At 56.4% G+C, this 19440-nt stretch carries 15 protein-coding genes, 1 tRNA gene and 1 pseudogene; 7 read left to right on the top strand and 10 right to left on the bottom strand.

The window, feature by feature from the left end:
* The 6 genes from nqrF to ACR0KG_RS09165 are packed head-to-tail and all read right to left on the bottom strand — an operon-like array spanning position 1 to position 5861.
* Complete coding sequence (nqrF, locus tag ACR0KG_RS09190; protein ID WP_480827085.1) at positions 1-1224, bottom strand: NADH:ubiquinone reductase (Na(+)-transporting) subunit F; 1224 nt, start codon at positions 1222-1224, stop codon at positions 1-3.
* 10 nt (positions 1225-1234) lie between these two features.
* Positions 1235-1843: an NADH:ubiquinone reductase (Na(+)-transporting) subunit E gene (gene nqrE / locus ACR0KG_RS09185; RefSeq protein ID WP_039526851.1), complete on the bottom strand. Its 609-nt coding sequence runs from the start codon at positions 1841-1843 to the stop codon at positions 1235-1237.
* Positions 1843-2496 (bottom strand): NADH:ubiquinone reductase (Na(+)-transporting) subunit D, encoded by a 654-nt coding sequence (locus ACR0KG_RS09180; RefSeq protein ID WP_152460184.1) that lies wholly within the window; start codon positions 2494-2496, stop codon positions 1843-1845. The genes nqrE and ACR0KG_RS09180 overlap by 1 nt, the downstream gene beginning before the upstream one ends.
* A complete protein-coding gene (locus ACR0KG_RS09175; RefSeq protein WP_480827084.1) occupies positions 2496-3311 on the bottom strand; it encodes a Na(+)-translocating NADH-quinone reductase subunit C in 816 nt (271 codons plus the stop codon). The genes ACR0KG_RS09180 and ACR0KG_RS09175 overlap by 1 nt, the downstream gene beginning before the upstream one ends.
* A complete protein-coding gene (locus ACR0KG_RS09170; protein WP_480548052.1) occupies positions 3304-4512 on the bottom strand; it encodes an NADH:ubiquinone reductase (Na(+)-transporting) subunit B in 1209 nt (402 codons plus the stop codon). The genes ACR0KG_RS09175 and ACR0KG_RS09170 overlap by 8 nt, the downstream gene beginning before the upstream one ends.
* 5 nt (positions 4513-4517) lie before the next feature.
* The gene (locus tag ACR0KG_RS09165; protein ID WP_480544124.1) at positions 4518-5861 is read right to left on the bottom strand and encodes a Na(+)-translocating NADH-quinone reductase subunit A; all 1344 of its coding nucleotides are present in this window, start codon (positions 5859-5861) and stop codon (positions 4518-4520) included.
* A gap of 297 nt (positions 5862-6158) precedes the next feature.
* Between ACR0KG_RS09165 and ACR0KG_RS09160 the strand changes: the two genes are divergently transcribed.
* Both ACR0KG_RS09160 and ACR0KG_RS09155 read left to right on the top strand, forming a co-directional pair.
* On the top strand, positions 6159-7274 hold the full coding sequence (locus ACR0KG_RS09160; RefSeq protein ID WP_480827083.1) for a THUMP domain-containing class I SAM-dependent RNA methyltransferase: 1116 nt from the start codon (positions 6159-6161) through the stop codon (positions 7272-7274).
* 73 nt (positions 7275-7347) lie between these two features.
* Positions 7348-7424, top strand: a tRNA-Pro gene (locus ACR0KG_RS09155).
* Positions 7425-7495: 71 nt separating this feature from the next.
* Here ACR0KG_RS09155 and ACR0KG_RS09150 read toward each other — a convergent pair.
* From ACR0KG_RS09150 to ACR0KG_RS09140, 3 genes and pseudogenes are all read right to left on the bottom strand, one after another.
* Positions 7496-8479, bottom strand: a complete 984-nt coding sequence (locus tag ACR0KG_RS09150) for a tyrosine-type recombinase/integrase (protein ID WP_480827082.1) — start codon at positions 8477-8479, stop codon at positions 7496-7498.
* Positions 8480-8496: 17 nt separating this feature from the next.
* A pseudogene (locus tag ACR0KG_RS09145) lies at positions 8497-8646 on the bottom strand (MerR family transcriptional regulator); the annotation flags it as partial.
* Between the two features lie 338 nt (positions 8647-8984).
* Positions 8985-9449, bottom strand: a complete 465-nt coding sequence (locus ACR0KG_RS09140) for a very short patch repair endonuclease (protein ID WP_480827080.1) — start codon at positions 9447-9449, stop codon at positions 8985-8987.
* Positions 9450-9506: 57 nt separating this feature from the next.
* Here ACR0KG_RS09140 and ACR0KG_RS09135 point away from each other — a divergent pair, with 57 nt between their 5' ends.
* The 5 genes from ACR0KG_RS09135 to ACR0KG_RS09115 are packed head-to-tail and all read left to right on the top strand — an operon-like array spanning position 9507 to position 18347.
* A complete protein-coding gene (locus tag ACR0KG_RS09135; RefSeq protein ID WP_480827079.1) occupies positions 9507-11105 on the top strand; it encodes a DNA cytosine methyltransferase in 1599 nt (532 codons plus the stop codon).
* On the top strand, positions 11102-12586 hold the full coding sequence (locus tag ACR0KG_RS09130) for an ATP-binding protein (protein ID WP_480827077.1): 1485 nt from the start codon (positions 11102-11104) through the stop codon (positions 12584-12586). The genes ACR0KG_RS09135 and ACR0KG_RS09130 overlap by 4 nt, the downstream gene beginning before the upstream one ends.
* Positions 12583-15291 carry a Z1 domain-containing protein gene (locus ACR0KG_RS09125; protein ID WP_480827076.1) on the top strand — a complete coding sequence of 903 codons (2709 nt, stop codon included), beginning with the start codon at positions 12583-12585 and terminating at the stop codon, positions 15289-15291. Before ACR0KG_RS09130 ends, ACR0KG_RS09125 begins: the two co-directional genes overlap by 4 nt.
* Complete coding sequence (locus ACR0KG_RS09120; RefSeq protein WP_480827075.1) at positions 15275-16270, top strand: PD-(D/E)XK motif protein; 996 nt, start codon at positions 15275-15277, stop codon at positions 16268-16270. Before ACR0KG_RS09125 ends, ACR0KG_RS09120 begins: the two co-directional genes overlap by 17 nt.
* A gap of 4 nt (positions 16271-16274) precedes the next feature.
* Positions 16275-18347: an AIPR family protein gene (locus ACR0KG_RS09115; RefSeq protein ID WP_480577281.1), complete on the top strand. Its 2073-nt coding sequence runs from the start codon at positions 16275-16277 to the stop codon at positions 18345-18347.
* A 546-nt stretch (positions 18348-18893) separates the two neighbouring features.
* On the opposite strand, the gene ACR0KG_RS09110 is transcribed toward ACR0KG_RS09115, so the two are convergent.
* Positions 18894-19409 (bottom strand): hypothetical protein, encoded by a 516-nt coding sequence (locus ACR0KG_RS09110; protein WP_480577278.1) that lies wholly within the window; start codon positions 19407-19409, stop codon positions 18894-18896.
* Positions 19410-19440 lie beyond the last annotated feature (31 nt).

Raw genomic sequence — 19440 nt, 5'->3', positions numbered from 1 at the left:
TTACCCGCCGAAATCGTCGAGCATGATGTCTTCGCGGTCCACACCCAAATCCAACAGCATGTTGATGACCGACTGGTTCATGATTGGAGGACCACACATGTAGAACTCGCAATCCTCGGGCGCAGGGTGGTTCTTGAGGTATTCTTCGAACAGAACGTTATGGATAAAGCCAGTATAGCCTTTCCAATCATCCTCGGGCTGTGCGTCCGACAGGGCAACGTGCCAATCGAAATTGTCGAACTCTTCGGCCAGTTGATCGAAATCCTCGACAAAGAACATCTCTTTCTTAGACCGCGCACCGTACCAGAAACTGATCTTGCGATCGCGGTTTTCCAGACGCTTAAGCTGGTCAAAGATGTGGCTGCGCATCGGCGCCATGCCCGCGCCACCGCCGATGAAGACCATCTCTTTTTGGGTATCGCGGGCGAAGAACTCACCAAACGGACCCGAGATCGTCACCTTGTCACCCGGTTTCAGGTTGAAGATGTAAGACGACATCTGACCCGCCGGAATACCCTCGGACCCCGGAGGCGGTGAGGCAACCCGGACGTTCAGCATGATCATGCCTTTTTCATCCGGATAGTTGGCCATCGAATAGGCGCGTTCAATCGGCTCGTTCACAACCGACTCGTACTGCCACAGATTGAAGCGATCCCAGTCTTCGCGATATTCCTCTTCCACGTCGAAATCGGTGTATTTCAGTGCATGCGCAGGGGCTTCGATCTGGATGTAGCCACCAGCGCGGAAGTTCACGTCCTCACCTTCGGGAAGGTCCAGGGTCAGAGCCTTGATGAAGGTCGCCACGTTCTCGTTCGAACGCACGGTGCATTCCCATTTCTTTACGCCAAAGACCTCTTCGGGGACTTCGATATCCATGTCCTGCTTGACCGCAACCTGACAGGACAGGCGGTCACCACAGGCGGCCTCACGTTTTGTGATATGGCTTTCTTCGGTCGGCAGGATCGAGCCGCCACCAGAATGCACGCGCACACGGCATTGCGCGCAGGTGCCACCGCCGCCACAGGCCGACGGGACGAACAGCTTTTCAGCCGCCAGGGTTTGCAGCAGTTTGCCACCCGCCGGGACCGAAACGGTTTTCTCACCGTTGATGGTGATGTTGACATTGCCGGTCGACACAAGGCGCGACCGCGCTGCCATGATGACGGCCACCAGACCCAGAACGATAACGGTGAAAAGGGCTACACCTAAGCCAAAGGTTTCCATTGCGCCCTCCTTACAGTTTCACGCCCGAGAAGGACATGAAGGCCATCGCCATCAGTCCTGCGGTGATGAAAGTGATGCCCAGACCCTGCAAGCCGTCGGGGATGTCCGAGTATTTCAGCTTTTCCCGAACACCCGCCATCGCGGTGATCGCCAGTGCCCAACCAAAGCCTGAAGACAGGCCATAGGTGGTCGCCTCGGCAAAGTTATAGTCGCGTTCCACCATGAACAGCGAACCACCCAAGATGGCGCAGTTCACCGTGATCAGCGGCAAGAAGATCCCCAGCGCGTTGTAGAGCGGCGGGAAATACTTATCCAAAACCATCTCGAGGATCTGAACCATCGCCGCGATCACGCCGATATACGAGATCAGACCAAGGAAAGTCAGGTCCACATCCGGGAACCCGGCCCAGGCCAGCGCGCCCGGTTTCAGCAGGTAGTTCAGCAGCAGGTTATTGGCGGGCACGGTGATGGCCTGCACGACCATGACCGAAATCCCCAGACCCAGCGCGGTCGAGATCTTCTTGGATACGGCGATGAAGGTACACATCCCCAGAAAGAAGCTGAGCGCAAGGTTTTCGACAAAGATGGCCTTTACGGCCAGTGAGATCAGACCTTCCATCAGTGGGCCTCTACCTGCTGAATTTTGTATTCACGCTCTTCCACCTGGTTCGGCTTCCATGTGCGGAAGGCCCAGATGATCAGACCGATGATGAAGAACGCCGACGGGGGCAGCAGCAACATGCCGTTGGGCACGTACCAGCCGCCGTTGTTGACGGTCTCCAGAATGGTGACACCGAACAGCGATCCGGCACCGAACAGCTCACGAATGAAGCCCACCAGCAGCAGGATCAGGCCATAGCCCATGCCGTTGCCCATGCCGTCGATGAAGGACGCAACCGGGGGGTTCTTCATCGCAAACGCCTCGGCGCGGCCCATAACGATACAGTTGGTGATGATCAGGCCCACAAAGACCGACAGGGTTTTTGAAATCTCAAATGCGTAGGCTTTCAGGATCTGGTCCACCAGGATCACCAGCGAGGCGATGATCACCATCTGCACGATGATCCGGATCGAGCCGGGAATCTGATTGCGCAGGCATGAGATGAAGAAGGACGAGAATGAGGTCACGAAGATCACCGCCAGCGCCATCACCATCGACACCTGCAGCGACGAGGTCACCGCCAGCGCCGAACAGATGCCCAGCACCTGCAAGGTGATCGGGTTGTTGTCGACAAGTGGGTCGACCAGCATCTCTTTCTTGGTCTGGGACATCAGAGCTCTCCTGCTTGCAGTTTGGCCAGAAACGGTGCGTAACCCGCATCGCCCATCCAGAATTTCACCAGGTTATCGACACCCACCGAGGTCAGAGTCGCCCCCGCCAGCGCGTCGATATAGAAGTCGGGTCCGGCAGCAGGCTGGGATTTCGACACGGTGATTTGCAGATCACCATTGTCATCGCGCAGCTTCTTACCGTTCCACAGAGCCTTCCAGCGTGGGTTGTCCACCTCGGCCCCAAGGCCGGGGGTCTCACCGTGCTGATAGAATTGCAGGCCGTAGATATCGTTGCCGTTATTCTCCAACGCGATAAAGCCATAGAGCGTAGACCACAGACCATAGCCGTGCAGCGGCAAAATCACCTTGTCCAGACCGCCCGCGTCGTCGCGCAGCAGATAGATTACGCGATACTTCGACTTGCGGCCAATGCCTGCCGGGTCATCGTCCAGCGCGACGCTCAGCTCAGGATCGCTGCCGGCGGCGATGTCGTCGAAGGTGGCCGGATCGAACTGGTCATCGACGAAATCGCCTGTGGACAGTTCCAAAACATGAGGTTCAAACGCGGCGAAGGCTTCTGTCACGTCGATGCCGGGCTCGAACACTCCCGCCACTTGCAAAACGTTGACCTGCTTGTCCTTCAGACGGTTGGTTTCCTGCACCGGGCGCAGGCTGACGGCTGCGGCGGATACGACCATCGAGGCGACCAGACAAACCGCGACTGCGATAAAGATCGTCTTGCCAACTGAGTCTGGCGAAGCAGCCAGGAACCGGGCAATCGCGCCTTTGGGTTCTTGAGGTTGCGGATCAGACATGGCGACGCGCCCTCCGTTTGATGTTGGCTTGCACGACGAAATAGTCGATCAGCGGAGCAAAGACATTGCCGAACAGGATGGCCAGCATCATGCCTTCGGGGAAGGCCGGGTTGATGACACGGATCATCACAACCATGACACCGATCAGAGCACCGTAAATGTAGCGACCCATGTTGGTGTGGCTGGCGGAAACAGGCTCGGTCACCATGAAGGCCAAGCCGAAGGCATACCCACCAATGACCACATGCCAGTACCAAGGCATCGCAAACATCGGGTTGGTGTCCGACCCGATCAGGTTCAACAGCAGGGTAAAGCCGATGGTCCCCGCCAGACAGCCGACGATAAGCCGGTAGTTGGCGATCCGCGTAGCCAACAGGAAGGCCAGACCGATCATACACGCAAGCGTCGAGGTCTCGCCAAAGCTGCCCTGGATCGAGCCGAAGAACGCATTCCACCAGGTGATGCCATCAGCTGCCAGCGCCTGAAAGCCCTGCGACGCGGAGACGGACAGCGCGGTTGCGCCCGAGAAGCCATCAACCGGTGTCCAGACCGTGTCACCGGACATGCTCGCCGGATAGGCGAAATACAGGAACGCACGACCAACCAAAGCCGGGTTCAGGAAGTTCTTGCCGGTGCCACCAAATACTTCTTTCCCGATCACGACGCCGAAGATGATGCCCAAGGCCACCTGCCACAACGGCGCAGTTGCCGGCATAATCAGCGTGTAAAGCATAGATGTCACAAGGAAACCCTCGTTTACTTCATGCCCTCGCACGGTGGCAAAGATGACCTCGAAGATACCGCCTGCAACCAGCGTCACGATGTAGATCGGCAGGAAATACATCAGCCCGTGCATCACATTGGCAAAGATGCTGTTGGGGTCCAGCGAAATCCCAAACATCTGCAACAGCGCAATCCGCCAACCGGTCGCCGAGTCAGGCCCCAATGTGGTGATGGCCGAGTTCGCCTGATAACCGGTGTTATACATCCCCCACAGGATACAAGGGATCGTCGCGATCACGACGTAGGTCATGATCCGCTTCATATCGATGTAGGACCGTGCATGCGGTGCGACGGTGGTTACAGTTTTCGGAGTGTAGATGAAGCTTTCCACCATCTCGTAGATGGGGAAGTACTTCTCGTACTTGCCGCCCTTGGTAAAGTTCGGCTCGATCCGGTCAAAGAAGCTGCGCAAACCCATGTGGCTCAGCCCTCCTTTTCAATCTTTGCAAGGCAGTCGCGCAGCGCCAGCCCGTATTCATATTTCGCCGGGCAGGCAAAGCCCACAAGGCCAAGATCCTCTTCGTCCAGCTCCAGTGCGCCCAATGCCTGAGCGGTGTCGGTGTCCATCACCAGCAAGGCCCGCAACAACTGCGTTGGCAGGTAGTCCTGCGGCATCAGCCGTTCGAACACGCCGGTCGGCACCATCGCGCGACGGCCCCCATTCAGGTTCGACGTCAACGGAAACAGTTTCTTAGACAAAGCGGACCCGAGCACGGGCTGGACCGAATACTTCGATGGCATCGGACGAATCCATCCCAACGGAATCTGGTCGTGATCCTCGCGAATGATCGAAAGCTGCCGCGCGAACCGACCCAGATAGGCAGTCGGCCCATCGGCCTGCATACCCGACAGGATCGAGCCTGAGATAATTCGGGGCGTGCCGTCGACATTGACCTCATCCCGGGTCAGATCGTCGGTCGAGGCACCCATGACGGTACGGATAAGACGCGGCTGACGCGCGCCGGGGCCGCTGATCGCGATCACGATGTTCGGGTCCAGATGTCCAGTCTGCACCAGACGACCGATGGCGATCACGTCCAGATAGCCGATCGTCCAGACCTGTTTGTCGCCTGCCAGAGGTTCCAGGAAGTGGATATGCGTACCGGCCAGACCTGCCGGGTGCGGGCCTGCAAAAGCGGCCGCTTCGACACCGGCTACATCCGCACCGGGAACGCTGTCACCTTCCTTGTGGCACAGATACGTCTTGCCCTCAGTCAGCTTTGCGATGGCTGCAAGACCCGCAGCAAACGCATCCCCTGCATCTGCAATGATCAAAGCGGCATCCCCGGCCAACGGCTCGGACTCCATCGCGGTGACAAAGATGGCTGCCGGCTTTGTACCCGGTGCAGGCATCTTGGAATAGGGCCGCGTGCGGAACGCGGTCCACAGACCGGCGGCACACAGCTTCTCGGTCACGCCTTCTGCGCTGTCGGCATCGCCAATGCCCGAGAAATCGACACCCGTATCATTGGCGTCCGACACCTCGATCACGACGCTTTGCAGCACGCGGCGCGCACCACGGTTGATCGCCACGATCTTGCCGGTCAACGGCGCCACCATCATCGCCTCGGGCGCATCCTTGTGGCAGAACAAGGGCGTGCCGCGTTGAACCGCATCGCCTTCCTGTACCAGCATCTTTGGCTTGAGGCCCAGATAGTCTGCGCCCAGCGCGGCCACGGTTTTGAACTCCGGCCCTGGATGGATTTTCTGCTCAGGTGCACCCTGAACCGGCAATTCCATCCCTTTTTTCAGTTTGAAAGTTTGCATGTCGCTACGGTCTTCCAAGCCTCTTTTCCTGCGCCGACTATCCTGCCCGCTCGTTCGGAGCCAAGATAACACGAACCACGTCACCTGAGGGAGAACGATTGCGCCAAATCCCCAATGCAATCCGCCAGCGTGCTTTCGATCAGGGACCCTTTACGCGCGCCGAGCACGAAACGCAAACCTGTTACCGCCGAAAAACCCGACAACCGCTTCACTTTCTGCTCAGTCCACCAATTCAAGGGCAATCTAGCACAAAAAAACCGTATCGCGCCCGATTTGTATCCGGTGTAAGCAACCCCCATGAAAACACCCGGTATGTTCGAAATTTTCCTAGTGGCCACCCCAGGCCTGGAGGCACCGCTTTGCGAAGAAGCGGTCGAGAATGGATTCGAGAATGCCCATCGCGTTGCGGGTGGTGTCAGCTGCAGGGGAGACTGGGCCGAGGTCTGGCGCGCCAATCTTTCCTTACGCGGGGCCAACAAGGTTCTAGTGCGCATCGGCAGTTTCCCAGCGGTTCATCTTGCACAGCTAGACAAACGGGCACGCAAATTTCCCTGGGCCGATTTCCTGCGTCCCGACATCCCCGTGAAGGTCGAGGCCACCAGCCGAAAGTCTCGTATCTATCACGCCGGGGCCGCGCGCCAACGGATCGAACGCGCAATCACCGAGACATTGGGCGCACCCGTCGCCTCGGACGCTGATCTACGCGTCATGCTACGGATCGAGAAAGATGTTTGCACCCTGTCACTGGACACCTCCGGAGAGCCTTTGCACAAACGCGGACACAAACCCGCAATCGCCAAGGCTCCGATGCGCGAAACCATGGCCGCAATGTTTCTGCGATCCTGCGGTTTTGACGGATCCGAGCCAGTGCTGGACCCGATGTGCGGTTCGGGCACGTTTGTAATCGAAGCGGCAGAAATCGCCCTTGGTCTGCAGCCCGGTCGATCTCGGCGGTTCGCATTCGAGTATCTGGCAGGCTTTGATGCCGCTGCATTTGAAGCGCTGTGTCAAGGCGGGCCCACCACCGAGACATCTCTGATCTTTCGCGGCTCGGACCGCAATGCCGGCGCGGTTGAGGCTGCCAGTGCCAACGCGGCTCAGGCAGGGGTCTCAGATGTCACTCGGTTCGCCCACCGCACTGTCAGCGACATAAAGCCCATCGGCGATCAGCCCGGCCTTGTGATCGTAAACCCACCTTACGGTGCCCGCATAGGTGATGAGAAACGCCTGCGCGCGCTTCACGGCAGCCTGGGCAAAACCCTGATGTCCCGCTTTCAGGGCTGGCGCGTCGGGATCGTCACCAGCAACCCCTCTCTTGCTCGCGCTACACGCCTGCCCGAGTTGTCAGCCGGCCCCGTGGTCGATCATGGCGGCACCAAAGTGAAGCTCTACCAAACCGGTCCCCTGCCCTGAACATACGTCCTGCGCATGTCTCACAATGCCCCTTGCACATCCACCTCACCGCGTATAGACCCCGCGCCACGGTCGGAGTGTAGCTCAGCCTGGTAGAGCACTGTCTTCGGGAGGCAGGGGTCGGAGGTTCGAATCCTCTCACTCCGACCAAATAAAAAAGGCGCCCAAGGGCGCCTTTGCTGTTTGCAAGACAGTGATCCGAGGTTCATTGAACCTGAACGTTAATCGAACTCCAACGCATTGGCAGCCTTACGCAAGTGATCCGGGCTGTAGCGCGCATAGACGGACGCGGTAATACGTGAGTCTGAATGGCCGAGAAACTGGGCGATCTCATCCATCGAGGCGCCAGCCTCAGCCATATGAACTGCAGCTGTGTGCCGCAGCACATGCGGTGACACATCAGGTAGGTCCGCAGCGACTGCGGCCGCCTTGAAGCCTTTCTTGATCGACTTTATCGATCCTCCTGCCCATTCTACGACATAGTCAGACAAGGCCGCTTTCTGAGCGTTCAAAAGCACAGCATACAGGCTCTCTGTCATGGGGACGATGGCCCTGCCCTTCCTCTGTCCTTCGCCATTGCGGAGGTTGATCTGACGGCGATGGAAATCCACCCGATCCCATGTAAGTTCTAACACAGCCGTTACCCTAGCCGCCGTAGATAACATCAGCCAAATAGCGAGCTTGATGTGCGGTGCACATTCGACAGCCAAGAGCCGTGAAATCTCCTGACGCGTCAGAAATCTTTCCTTGGGCGCCGGTTTGCTGGGGCGCTCAATATAGGGTGCCCTATCAATGAGACCGGTTTTCTCAGCCCAATTCAAACAGGTCCTCAGTTTACTGAGCTGAGTCCAGATTGTGCCATCCTGGATACCTGCCTTCCGCCGATCGACGATGTAAGCTTTACAATCCTGCACGCTAATCTGATCCGGACGAAAGGCTCCAAACCAAGGCAGCACAGAACGGCCGGTGTATTTCATGCTTTCATGCGCCGGTCGACCCTCGACTGTTGCACTATACGCCTTCCAAATCGTCGCCACGGTCAGCTCATCCTTTCCTGCTGTCTGGGCAAGGAGGACATCACGAGCTTCGGCCTCCGCGCGTTCGAGGGTGTCCGCGTCAAGACGATACCGGCGTCTGCGTCCATCTTCCTCATACCAGACAACGACGAAGCGGTCGTTGAGCCGACCAATACTATATTCCTGCACTGCTCATATTCCTCAACCTTGTGTGCCGGGATGCGAAACTGGCGTTGAACTCTGAAATATCCGAGCTGGCCGGATTTGCAGAGCTGACGCACAGTCTCAGAACTGCAGCTCCAACGCTCTGCGAGAGTTTTGGGGGTATACGGCGGGGACAAATTGCGCTCCTTCATTTTGGCAAAACTTCTTACCCTATAGCGTTCTCGACGTGGGATGCGTTTGGGATTTCCAAAAATCTTCTAACCCATTGCTAAAAAACAAAAGAAAATTGCGTCTAGTGCACACGAAATTCGAACATCGGCATGGGAGAAACCGTTCCGCTGAACGATTAACCCCGTCTGATCCCGCTAAATACTCTTGTGATTTTCTGCCAATGAACGGGCAATAACCAGCAGGCTACTTGCATCTTCGTTGATAGCCTAAGGATTGATATTCAAGAACCGGGCTAAGCAGCAATTGAAATGTCGACCAATCATTCACGCTTGATCACGCTATTCTGCGCATAGTGTCTCTACTCCAAATCCACAGCGCCTGCATTGGGCAATTCCAGCACAGTTTTGCCGGACCGGACCCAAGACGCTAGGCAAGACAAGTTGTCAGCGAGCATTTTTTTCGCAAGTGCACATTCCCAGACGATCGCTACACGCCAGCCTAAGTCGAGCAGATCAACCTTCGCCCGGCCATCGCGCTCGACGTTTCTATCAAATTTTTTCTGCCAGAACTCGGTATTGCTCTTCGGGATCGTTGCGAACCGGCATCCGTGGTGTCGGTGCCAGTAACAACCGTGGACGAAGATCACCACTTGATGGCGGGCTAGGACGATGTCAGGGCTGCCCGGCAACTTGCGGACATCAAGGCGGAAGCGGAAGCCTTGTGCATGGAGAAATCGGCGGACCAGTAGTTCGGGTTTCGTATCCCTTCTTCTGTTCGCGGCCATCATCTTAGACCTGACATCCGGACTGACGATATCTGCCACGAAACTACCTCCTTTCCCATCTTTCCTTTTGCGATCATGTGGTCCAGTAATTGGAAAATGAAAGAGATATTCGGAATTGTCGATCTGTTCTCGGGGCCCGGCGGCCTTGGAGAGGGCTTTTGCGCCTATAGAAGCCATGGCTGCCGGCAGTTCGAAATTGACGTTTCCGTAGAGAAGGACCCGGTAGCACACGCAACATTACGGTTGCGGGCTTTCCTGCGTCAGTTCGATGGGGGCTTCCCGCCCGAATACACTGACTTTATGAACCAAAGTGGCACTGAGCCGGACTGGGCGGACCTCTACCCGCGGGAATGGGCGCTGGCCGAACGGGAGACATTAAATCTCACGCTGGGGGACGCGGAAACCACCGTCGCACTGGACCAACGTATCGACGAAATACGAAAACGACGCGGTGATCGCATTGTGCTGATCGGTGGCCCGCCTTGCCAAGCCTATTCTCTCGCCGGCAGGGGCAGGAAGCCGAGTGATCTGGGTTACGTCGCGCATGATGAGAATCGCCATCTTCTCTACCAAGAATACATCAACGTGCTCAGGAAGCTGCGCCCGGCAGCTTTTGTGATGGAAAATGTCAAGGGCATGCTTTCGTCCAGCATCGAGAAGCGCAAGGTCTTTGACCTGGTGACCGACGACCTGAGGTCAGGTGGCGGTGCGGCGGAATATCAGTTGTTCCCATTGTCCGGGAGCGCGGACCGGCATGGACATGTGCAGCCGAAGGATTTCGTTGTCGCGGCGGAGGACCACGGCGTTCCGCAGGCGCGTCATCGGGTCATCATCGTCGGCCTAAGGCGTGACCTTATCTCGGGTATGGATGAGTTCGAAGCGCCTAGGCTGGACGGCGTTCCACGGCGAACCTCAGTTCGCGATGTCCTCTCTGAAATGCCACCCCTCCGAAGCGGGATAAGCACTCGGGGCGGATACGTAGATGATCTCATGGGTTGGAAGCGGACAGTCGCGCGAAGTGCGACGAAGATCGCCACCATGTCGCACGGTTTGGAAGGAGATTCCGCAGAAAAATTTGTGAGGGCTCTGGGTGCCGTTGACAGATTGCAAAAGATAACCGTCGAGAAACGCAAGGGAACGAAAGGCGGAACGCTGTTGCCGGAAACCTGCCCTGACGATCTGCGATCGTGGCTGGAGGACAGTCGCTTAACCCGCCTTTCACTTCATGAGACCCGAGGACACATGGTTAATGACATAGAGCGATATCTTTTTGCCTCTTCATGGGCCATGGCGACGGGTATTTCGCCGAAGGCACGGGATTTCCCGGATGAACTTGCCCCGAAGCATAACAATTGGAAATCGGGCAAGTTTAACGACCGATTCCGGGTGCAGCCGTGGGACCTTCCATCGTCCACGGTGACCTGTCACCTGTCGAAGGATGGGCACTATTTCATTCATCCCGACCCAGCTCAGTGTCGGAGCATGACCGTCCGCGAGGCGGCAAGGTTACAGACCTTCCCGGACAATTATCACTTCAAGGGGAACCGGACTCAGCAATATGTCCAAGTCGGCAACGCCGTGCCGCCGTTCCTCGCGCGGAAGATCGCGGCGGCGTTGCACCCAGTATTGGCAAAGGTTTTCGACGCGCCCGCGCAGCCTACCCGGGAATTAGGGAAAGTGACGATACCTGCATGACCGATCGGTTTGGTGACGGAGATGCCTCATATCACGAGGTTCGCCCGAACGCCGGGGCGCTGATCGAGAGCCTTCGAGACATCGGCTACACAATGTCGAGTGCGCTGGCTGACATCGTTGATAATTCGCTAACCGCCAAAGCGACCGAAATTTCGATCCGGGTTCACTCCGACCCGGAGGATGCCGCAATAGGCATCGTCGACAATGGGAACGGCATGTCGCGAGCGGAACTCCTCGAGGCGATGCGTCCGGGGTCCCGATCGCCCACGGAAACGCGGAATACCGAGGATCTGGGGCGGTTTGGGCTCGGTCTAAAGACAGCGTCATTCTCCCAGTGTCGTCGCCTGACGGTGGTGACCCGCTGTGAAGATACCGTTTCAGTGGCTATCTGGGATTTAGACCTTGTCGTCGCCCGAAATGCGTGGGTTGTCGAAACACGCGCGTCGGCTGAGACCATTCGCTTTGCCAACTTGCTGACAAACGACGGCACGCTCATCCTATGGGAGAAGCTCGACAGGGTCGGTTTGGAACTGGGAAGTCAGAACTTCTTACGTATAATGGACGAGGCTTCGAAGCACCTTGAGCTAGTGTTCCATCGGTTCATGAAATCCGAAGATGGGCGAAAAGCCGTTTGCATCAACATGAACGGACGAAAACTGGTGCCTGTCGACCCGTTTGCGGAATGGCATGATGCGACGATCAGGCAGGCGGAGGACCGTCGGATCGCAGGCGGCACGGTCACGATCCAGCCGTTTATACTGCCGCACAGAAACAAGGTTTCCTCAGAAGCGGAATGGAAGAGAATGGGCCTTTCAGAAGGCCACATGAAGTCGCAGGGCTTCTACCTATACAGGAACAAGCGCCTGATCCGCCATGCGACTTGGTTCCGGATGGCGCCACAACACCGGTTGACCCAGCTCGCGCGCGTCCGGGTCGACATTGGAAATGAGAGCGACGCGGCTTGGAAGATCGATGTGCTCAAGGCCTCCGCGTCACCACCACCGGCGCTACGGGATTATCTCAGAAGACTGATCGAGGGTCTCGGCGGAAAGTCCAAGCGAGTTTATCGCAAGCGAGGCGCAAAGCTGACAGATGAGAATCCGCTTCCACTCTGGCAACGGACGAAGACAGACAATCGGATCAGCTATGCGTTGAATGGCGATCATCCTTCAATGGCGGCATTCGCAGATAGCCTGACGGAAGCGCAGGAGAACGCATTTGGAGAAATATTGCGGCTTATCGCGGCGGGATTGCCGATCGAGGCGCTCTATCACGACATGGCCGAGCACTTTTCGGATATCAAACAGGAAATTCTCGATGAGAACGAGCTTCGGTCAAGTGGCCGACAATTGATCGATCAGCTGAGGGAAATGGGACATGGAAACAAAGATATCGCAGCAATGTTGAAGGTTGTCCCGCCCTATGCGGGAAACGAGCAGATAATAACTGAACTACTCGAGCAAGAGAAACTAGCACCATGAACATCCTGACGCTGGACAATATCCGCGGTCTAGTCCGAGATTTTATGATCGAGGCTTACCGGACCCAAGAGGAATTGAGGACCGAGATCGAGAAATATGCTCCGCTCGCGCGTGACGAGGTGAAACGCGAGGATCTTGACGAACTCTACGATGAAATGCGTATTCGTCATGGCGTTCTCGTCGAAACGGGAGCGGCACTTGTGGCTCCGGGTTTCACGCCATGGTTCGACGCAAAGCGGCGTCAGAATACAGACTGGTTCTACTGGGAACGTTACCGGACACAGCTCGCACAATCCGGCTTTCCAGGACCGGTTCTTGAAGCCATGAACGAGAAAACCAACCGGGTCATCGAGCTCTGCGGCGATCCGCAAGGGGACGCTCCCTTTGATCGCCGCGGCATGGTGATGGGCGATGTGCAGGCCGGAAAGACTGGAAATTACACGGCGCTTGTCAGTAAAGCCGCCGATGTAGGCTATAAGGTAATCATCATTATCGCTGGGATTCATGAGAATCTGCGAAGTCAGACCCAGACGCGCATCGACGAAGGCCTAATTGGGCGAAATAGCGATGTCTCGAGGTTGGAGAACATCCGGGACGACGGCCGTGTGGGAGTCGGGTTGATCAATCCCTCTCGGGAACCGAGTGCCATGACTACGCGACAAGCGGATTTCCGGAAGGGACAGGCCGATCAGCGTATTCCGCTTGTGAACATGGAAAAGGAGCCAATCGTCTTCGTCATCAAGAAGAATGCCAGCGTCCTTAAGAACTTCCTAACTTGGCTGAAGGCATTCAACCTTTCCCACGGCGGTGAGACGATCAATCAACCCATGATCTTGATCGACGATGAGGCCGACAATGCCTCGATAAACGTCGCGAAAGGGCCGGAGGCAGTCTCGCGGATCAACGGCCAGATCCGCGCCCTATTAAATCTCTTCAGCAAAAGTTCCTATGTCGCATTTACCGCGACGCCTTTTGCCAACATCTTCATTGATCCTGACCTTCAGCACGAAAAGGCTGGACGCGACCTTTTCCCGGAACACTTCCTCATAGCGCTTGACCGACCCGGAAACTATTACGGTGCAGAAAAGGTCTTCCTAGGCGACCCCGAGGATGAAATTGATCGCCCGACACGCGACATCGAGGATAACGAACCGCATCTACCTTTGAAAATGCCTAAAGGACATCAAGTCCGTGATCTTCCCGAAAGCCTGATGACGGCTATCCGAACATTTATAGTTGTTGGCGCAATACGCGATCTCCGCAAGCAACGCGACAAGCATCATTCGATGCTGGTGAACGTTTCGCATTTGACGGCAGTTCAAACTGACGTTGCGAATCTCATCCGTCATCGCCTCAACGAGATCATTCGCCCGGCACTGAATCTGCATTGTTCGCTTTCAACTAAGGAAGCCGAGGCGAATGCCGAGGTGGCCGCTATGCGAAAGATCTTCGATGAGGAATACGCAAATGCAGAGGTGAAGTGGGACGACGTCCTGCCACTCCTTGATCGGGTTGCCGGACGGGCCGCGGTCTATGAGGTCAATAGCAAATCGGGCGAAAAGCTGGAGTATCCGGATATAAAGGACCCGGAAAACGATCAAGTCACCGCTATCGCGGTGGGAGGGTATTCTCTATCGCGTGGTCTGACGCTCGAAGGGTTGACCATCAGCTATTTCCTTAGAAATTCCAAGGCCTACGATACGCTTCTGCAGATGGCACGCTGGTTCGGCTACCGCCCCGGCTATGAGGATCTTTGCCGCATTTGGATCAAGGATGAGGCCCGGCGCTGGTATTCCCATATTGCTGAGGCTTCCGAAGAGCTGCGTCAGGATCTGCGTTACATGGCGGCATCAGGAGCAAGTCCGCGAGACTTCGGTCTGCGCGTTCAGCGTCATCCGTCGGCCTTGGAGGTAACGGCGCGCAACAAGGCAGGTAGCGGCCAAGAAGTCATTGTTGATGTCAGTTTATCGCGGAGCCGCATCGAGACTACCGTGATCCATGACAACCACCCCGGTGACGAAGCCGAAGAAAACCGGAAAGCGGCGATCCGACTTCATGATCGCCTTGCTGATCGTCCCTCAAGGATGGACGGCGAGAGCAGGGTTTTCGAGGCAGTCCCCTCGGATATCGTGAAGGACTACCTTCAGGATTTCCGAAATCATTCAGATGCCGAACGAACACAGACAGAACCGGTCATCCGATACATCGAGGAGCGAGAGGACGAAAATCTCGATAAATGGGACGTCGTCTTTGTAGGTAGTGAAAAGCCGGATGCGGCTACATGGCACGGTTTTGGCTACCCCATGCGCACGCAGCGCCGGACGCCGGCCTCCCGCGAGGACGGCAAGGTGGTCGCGACCAGTCGCCGCTTCTCCTCGCGCGGGGTGGTCCGGTTCGGTATGAACAAAGAAGTATTGGCCACCGTGCGCGAGGAAGCGAAGAATGAAAATACCAAGAACATCGCGGACAGCGCATATCTCGCCAAACGGTCGCGACCGATTCTCGCGGTTCATATCATTGCACTTCAGGACAAGGATACCGGGAAGTTGCTTGAAGAACCACCTGTGACGGCGTGGACCATCGGCTTCCCGACATCGAGTAAGAAGGGAAAGACTGTGAGTTATCAAGTTAATACGATCTGGTGGCAGCAGAACCGCGGCGAGATCGACGAGGAAGTTGGAGAGGCGCTTGACCGAGAAGAGTGACGATCCGTGGTCGGAAATTCCGACTTCGCCAGCCGGCACGCGTCTGAATGGGCGATTAGTAGCGGAAAGTAGACCTTGGGAGGTTTTTCGTGCGCTCGACCATCGCGGGCGGCGCATCTTATTTCTTGTTCACGAACCGGCCGCGACCTCTGGTATCGCTCTCCCGAAAATTGCCGGGCTGGATATCGAGGCACGGCTGCGCTCTGAAGACGACAAGGTAATTCTCTCGGTCGCCCTGGAAAGCCCGGACGACGCGGACATCTTCACACGCCTTTCGGCTGACATCATCGAAACGGTCGCCAAGGCGGGTGACGAGTCGACAGCGGTCCAGTCTTTCATCGGAAGGATGTGGAAATGGCATGCGCTTTTGAAAGGCGCGCGGAAAACTTTGTTGAGCCGAGAAGCGCAACTCGGCTTGATTGGTGAGCTTTGGACGATCTTGAATGTCATTGTGCCAGTAAGGGGGTTGGACGCGGCAGTTGAAGGATGGCGAGGCTCGCAACGAGCCCCGAAGGACTTCGAGCTCTCCGATCTATGCATAGAATGCAAGGCGCGTGGTGCAGCCGCGCGCAACAAGATCCGGATCACGTCGGAACATCAACTAGCCGATGTGCCCGGTCACAGTTTGATCCTACTCGTTCACACCTTTGCCTCTGCAGCTGAGGATGACGTTGGCGCGATCGATCTGCACGAGATCGTTCGGCAAGTCCGAGCCACCATTGCTTCCAACGCCCCCCAGGTTTCGAAGACATTCGAAATGTCCCTCGAAGAAGCAGGCTACGACGGCACACACGAATACGAAATGAGGGTGCTACATCGCGCAGTAGACGCCTACATGGTCGAGCACGGCTTTCCGCGCATCGTGCCCGGTGTATACCCCAACGGCCCGATCGAGGTAGCCTACGACCTCCCGTTGGCGGACTTGGGTCCATTCCTTTTGGGCGAAGCAGATTTCGCCCGTCTTATAGCGGGAGCATGACAACATGAGCGATGTCGATCAATATCCCGATATGCTACGAGAAGACGTCCGGCTTCTGTCCGAAGCAAACGGGACGTCGATGGAAGAGGCATTTTTCGCACGGGTTACCGATACGATAACCGGTTCAGGCGAGGTCGATACCCTAGAGTATTTTCACCATCGGGGCACACCGCAATCCGGTATCCGGGTGGACGGTTGGGGTGGCGACCCGCGCAAATCGAAGCAATTGACTCTTCTCGTTGTTGATCATGCTGACGATCCGAATGCGCCGACGTTGACTGGCACAGAATTGAACAACCAGTTCAAGCGGCCTCTCCGATATTTGAAGGCGGCCCTGGACGAGGATTGGCGAGATCGGCTCGAGGAGACATCGCCGGGATTCGAGTTAGCCGACATGATCGCAGCGCGTTGGTCAACGGTAAAGAAGATCCGGCTTCTCCTCCTCACCGACCGCAAACTCAGCAGCCGCGTCGATGGTCGTGAGATGACGGAGTTCTTAGAACGTCCGGTCAGTTACAGCGTTTGGGATGTGACCCGCCTCGAGCGTATCGAGAGTTCCGCGATGGGGCGCGAGGACATTATCGTGGAACTCGACCAGCATGGAGGCGCGATCCCTGTGCTTCCCGCTCATATGCCGGACTCCCCCTACGAGGCATATCTCGCCGCACTTCCCGGATCGGTTCTCGCCTCGATTTATGATCGATGGGAAGCTCGCCTTCTCGAACAGAACGTGCGCGTGTTTCTGCAAGCGCGCGGCAACGTAAACAAGGGCATTCGAAAGACGATCGAGGAAGATCCTTCCATGTTTTTCGCCTACAATAACGGGATCACGGCGACAGCCGAGGCTGTCGAGATCGAACATCGCAACGGCGTCCCATTAATGACCCGCCTGACGAATCTGCAGATTGTGAATGGAGGGCAGACCAGCGCATCCATCCACGCCGCTCTACGCGCCGGGACAGATCTGTCAAAGACGTTTGTCCAGATGAAGTTGTCCATCGTCGATGCGGAAAAGGCCGAAAAGATCGTGCCGGACATTTCCCGATATGCAAACAGTCAAAATCGGATCGCGGCAGCGGACTTCTTTTCCAATCACCCCTTCCACGTCCGAATCGAGGAAATATCGCGCCGGCTCTACGCCCCTGCGAAAGACGGCAATTTCACGCAGAGCCGATGGTTCTATGAACGCGCGCGCGGCCAGTTCGCAGACCGCCGCTCCCGCCTGACACCGGCTCAGCGGCGTAAGTTCGACCTCGAACATCCTAGGGCACAACTCTTCACTAAGACCGATCTCGCCAAGGCCGAAATGGCATGGCGTGGCCGCCCTGAAATCGTGAGCCTCGGCGCGCAGAAGAACTTCGCCCATTTCGCGCACGCGATCGGCAAGGAATGGGACAAGAGCGATGAGGCTTTCTCGGAAGAGTGGTTCCGCAACGCGGTATCGAAGTTGATTTTCTTTCGCAAGACCGAACGGATCGTCTCGGATGCAGCCGGTTCATGGTATACCGGTGGCCTCCGCGCGAACACGGTTTGCTACGCGATATCGAAGCTTGTCCGTGACATCGAACAGCAGAAACAGTCGATCGACTTAAAGAAGATCTGGAATGCACAGGACCTACCCGACCCGCTGATCGATATTCTCGATCAATACGGAGAAGCCATGCACATGCATCTCCTGTCTCCTCCGACTGGTGGCAGTAATCCGACGGAATGGGCCAAACGGAAGGCGTGTGTCGAGGCCGCGATGGAAATCGAACTCGATTTCCGCAGCGACATTTCGGACTTTCTGATAGGCACTGCGGAACGTCGCGAAAGAGCTTCGGAAGGCCGTCGCGATCAACGCATGGTTGACGGAATTCAAGCGCAGGCAACAGTTGCAGAAATTGGATCACATGAATGGGCTTCTTTGCGGGACTGGGCACGCAGTTCCAGCATGCGTCTCACTCCCACCGAGAATGGTATCCTAGAGGCGGCTACACAGCTTCGGCTGCGACCTTTGTCAGAAGCGCAGTCGGTCAAGGCGATGGCAGTTATGGAGCGGGCGCGAGAGCAGGGATACGCACCCTCAAGAAAATGACGAAATGTGCAACGCTTGGTAGTTGAATCGCCGGGATGTATTGTTCCCTAGTCAGATGGTGCATCAAAGAGTGCATGCTTCTTAACCGGACTGAGTTTGTCCCGAACAAGTTCCTTATTAGTTGTTCATTGACCCGTTGATTGAGGCGCGGGATTTGCCGAAACGCGTTTCAGATATTGCTAGGACAATTGTTAGTTTGGCCGGTTAGTTTCTTGTGGACGACCTCCGAGTTGCGCCCCTCAAACGACGCAAAGGCGAACCTAAACAGATTGTAGACGCGGATCTCTCATTCTTAGCAGCCTCCTTCCTTCCGATCGCGTTCTCCCTCGCGTGGCCTTCGGCCTCTCTCGGTCCGATGAGCACCTCCCTTCGGTCGGCGCTCAGCCAAGTCACTTTCCTAGCTATAGAGTTCTGATTGCTGGCAACTCGTTCCCTTCCTCCAAGCGATAGAAAAGCATTACGACCCAAGTGCAGGTCGCATTAAGATGGCTTGAAAGGGAAGTAGCTGGTCACCTGCAGCGTTGCAGACAGGCCCCTGGCGGTTACCTAGATGTTCATGAACTCCCGAAACACAACGAATTTTTCGAAGTGCGTCTCCTCTGCGTTCATTTTCGTAATATACCGGATAACTCCAGCAGATTCAATGCTCTGGCAGTCAAAAGACCCCTGACGCACTAGGCTCAGCCAATGCATATTCCCGATCTCGGGCAAGCGCTCGGTGCGAGCGGCTCGTGCGGAAGACTCGATGTCTGGATCCACTTGCACAATCATGTGCCAGTGGGGGTTCACATCCAACTTTTCCGGGAAGGCAAACCATACCAGTCGCTCGTCCGGGCGCTTGCCCCACTTTGGCCCATTAATCTCGCGGTTTACACGTGCATCCCACTCTTTCAGCAACACACGCATTTGCGTATACCCCAAGGGTTGGTAATTAGATGCTAGCGTGATGAAGTGGGTGAAATCGTAGTCGAGCAATTTGGTGCGCAGCTCCCGGCGCATGCGCTGATGCAGGGAATGGCACCTGCTGCGGCCATTTTCGTCCCAAACTGCCCAGTCCTTCATGTATTTGGCTCCTTGGATGATTTTGTTCTAT

This window comes from Ruegeria sp. H4 (assembly GCF_056533065.1).
This window is presented reverse-complemented; position numbering and strand designations above follow the sequence as displayed.

Excerpts from the sequence above, each read along its gene's own strand:
- nqrF (WP_480827085.1), bottom strand. The coding sequence starts at position 1,224 with ATGGAAACCTTTGGCTTAGGTGTAGCCCTTTTCACCGTTATCGTTCTG.
- nqrE (WP_039526851.1), bottom strand. The coding sequence starts at position 1,843 with ATGGAAGGTCTGATCTCACTGGCCGTAAAGGCCATCTTTGTCGAAAAC.
- ACR0KG_RS09180 (WP_152460184.1), bottom strand. The coding sequence starts at position 2,496 with ATGTCCCAGACCAAGAAAGAGATGCTGGTCGACCCACTTGTCGACAAC.
- ACR0KG_RS09175 (WP_480827084.1), bottom strand. The coding sequence starts at position 3,311 with ATGTCTGATCCGCAACCTCAAGAACCCAAAGGCGCGATTGCCCGGTTC.
- ACR0KG_RS09170 (WP_480548052.1), bottom strand. The coding sequence starts at position 4,512 with ATGGGTTTGCGCAGCTTCTTTGACCGGATCGAGCCGAACTTTACCAAG.
- ACR0KG_RS09165 (WP_480544124.1), bottom strand. The coding sequence starts at position 5,861 with ATGCAAACTTTCAAACTGAAAAAAGGGATGGAATTGCCGGTTCAGGGT.
- ACR0KG_RS09160 (WP_480827083.1), top strand. The coding sequence starts at position 6,159 with ATGAAAACACCCGGTATGTTCGAAATTTTCCTAGTGGCCACCCCAGGC.
- ACR0KG_RS09135 (WP_480827079.1), top strand. The coding sequence starts at position 9,507 with ATGAAAGAGATATTCGGAATTGTCGATCTGTTCTCGGGGCCCGGCGGC.
- ACR0KG_RS09130 (WP_480827077.1), top strand. The coding sequence starts at position 11,102 with ATGACCGATCGGTTTGGTGACGGAGATGCCTCATATCACGAGGTTCGC.
- ACR0KG_RS09125 (WP_480827076.1), top strand. The coding sequence starts at position 12,583 with ATGAACATCCTGACGCTGGACAATATCCGCGGTCTAGTCCGAGATTTT.
- ACR0KG_RS09115 (WP_480577281.1), top strand. The coding sequence starts at position 16,275 with ATGAGCGATGTCGATCAATATCCCGATATGCTACGAGAAGACGTCCGG.
- ACR0KG_RS09110 (WP_480577278.1), bottom strand. The coding sequence starts at position 19,409 with ATGAAGGACTGGGCAGTTTGGGACGAAAATGGCCGCAGCAGGTGCCAT.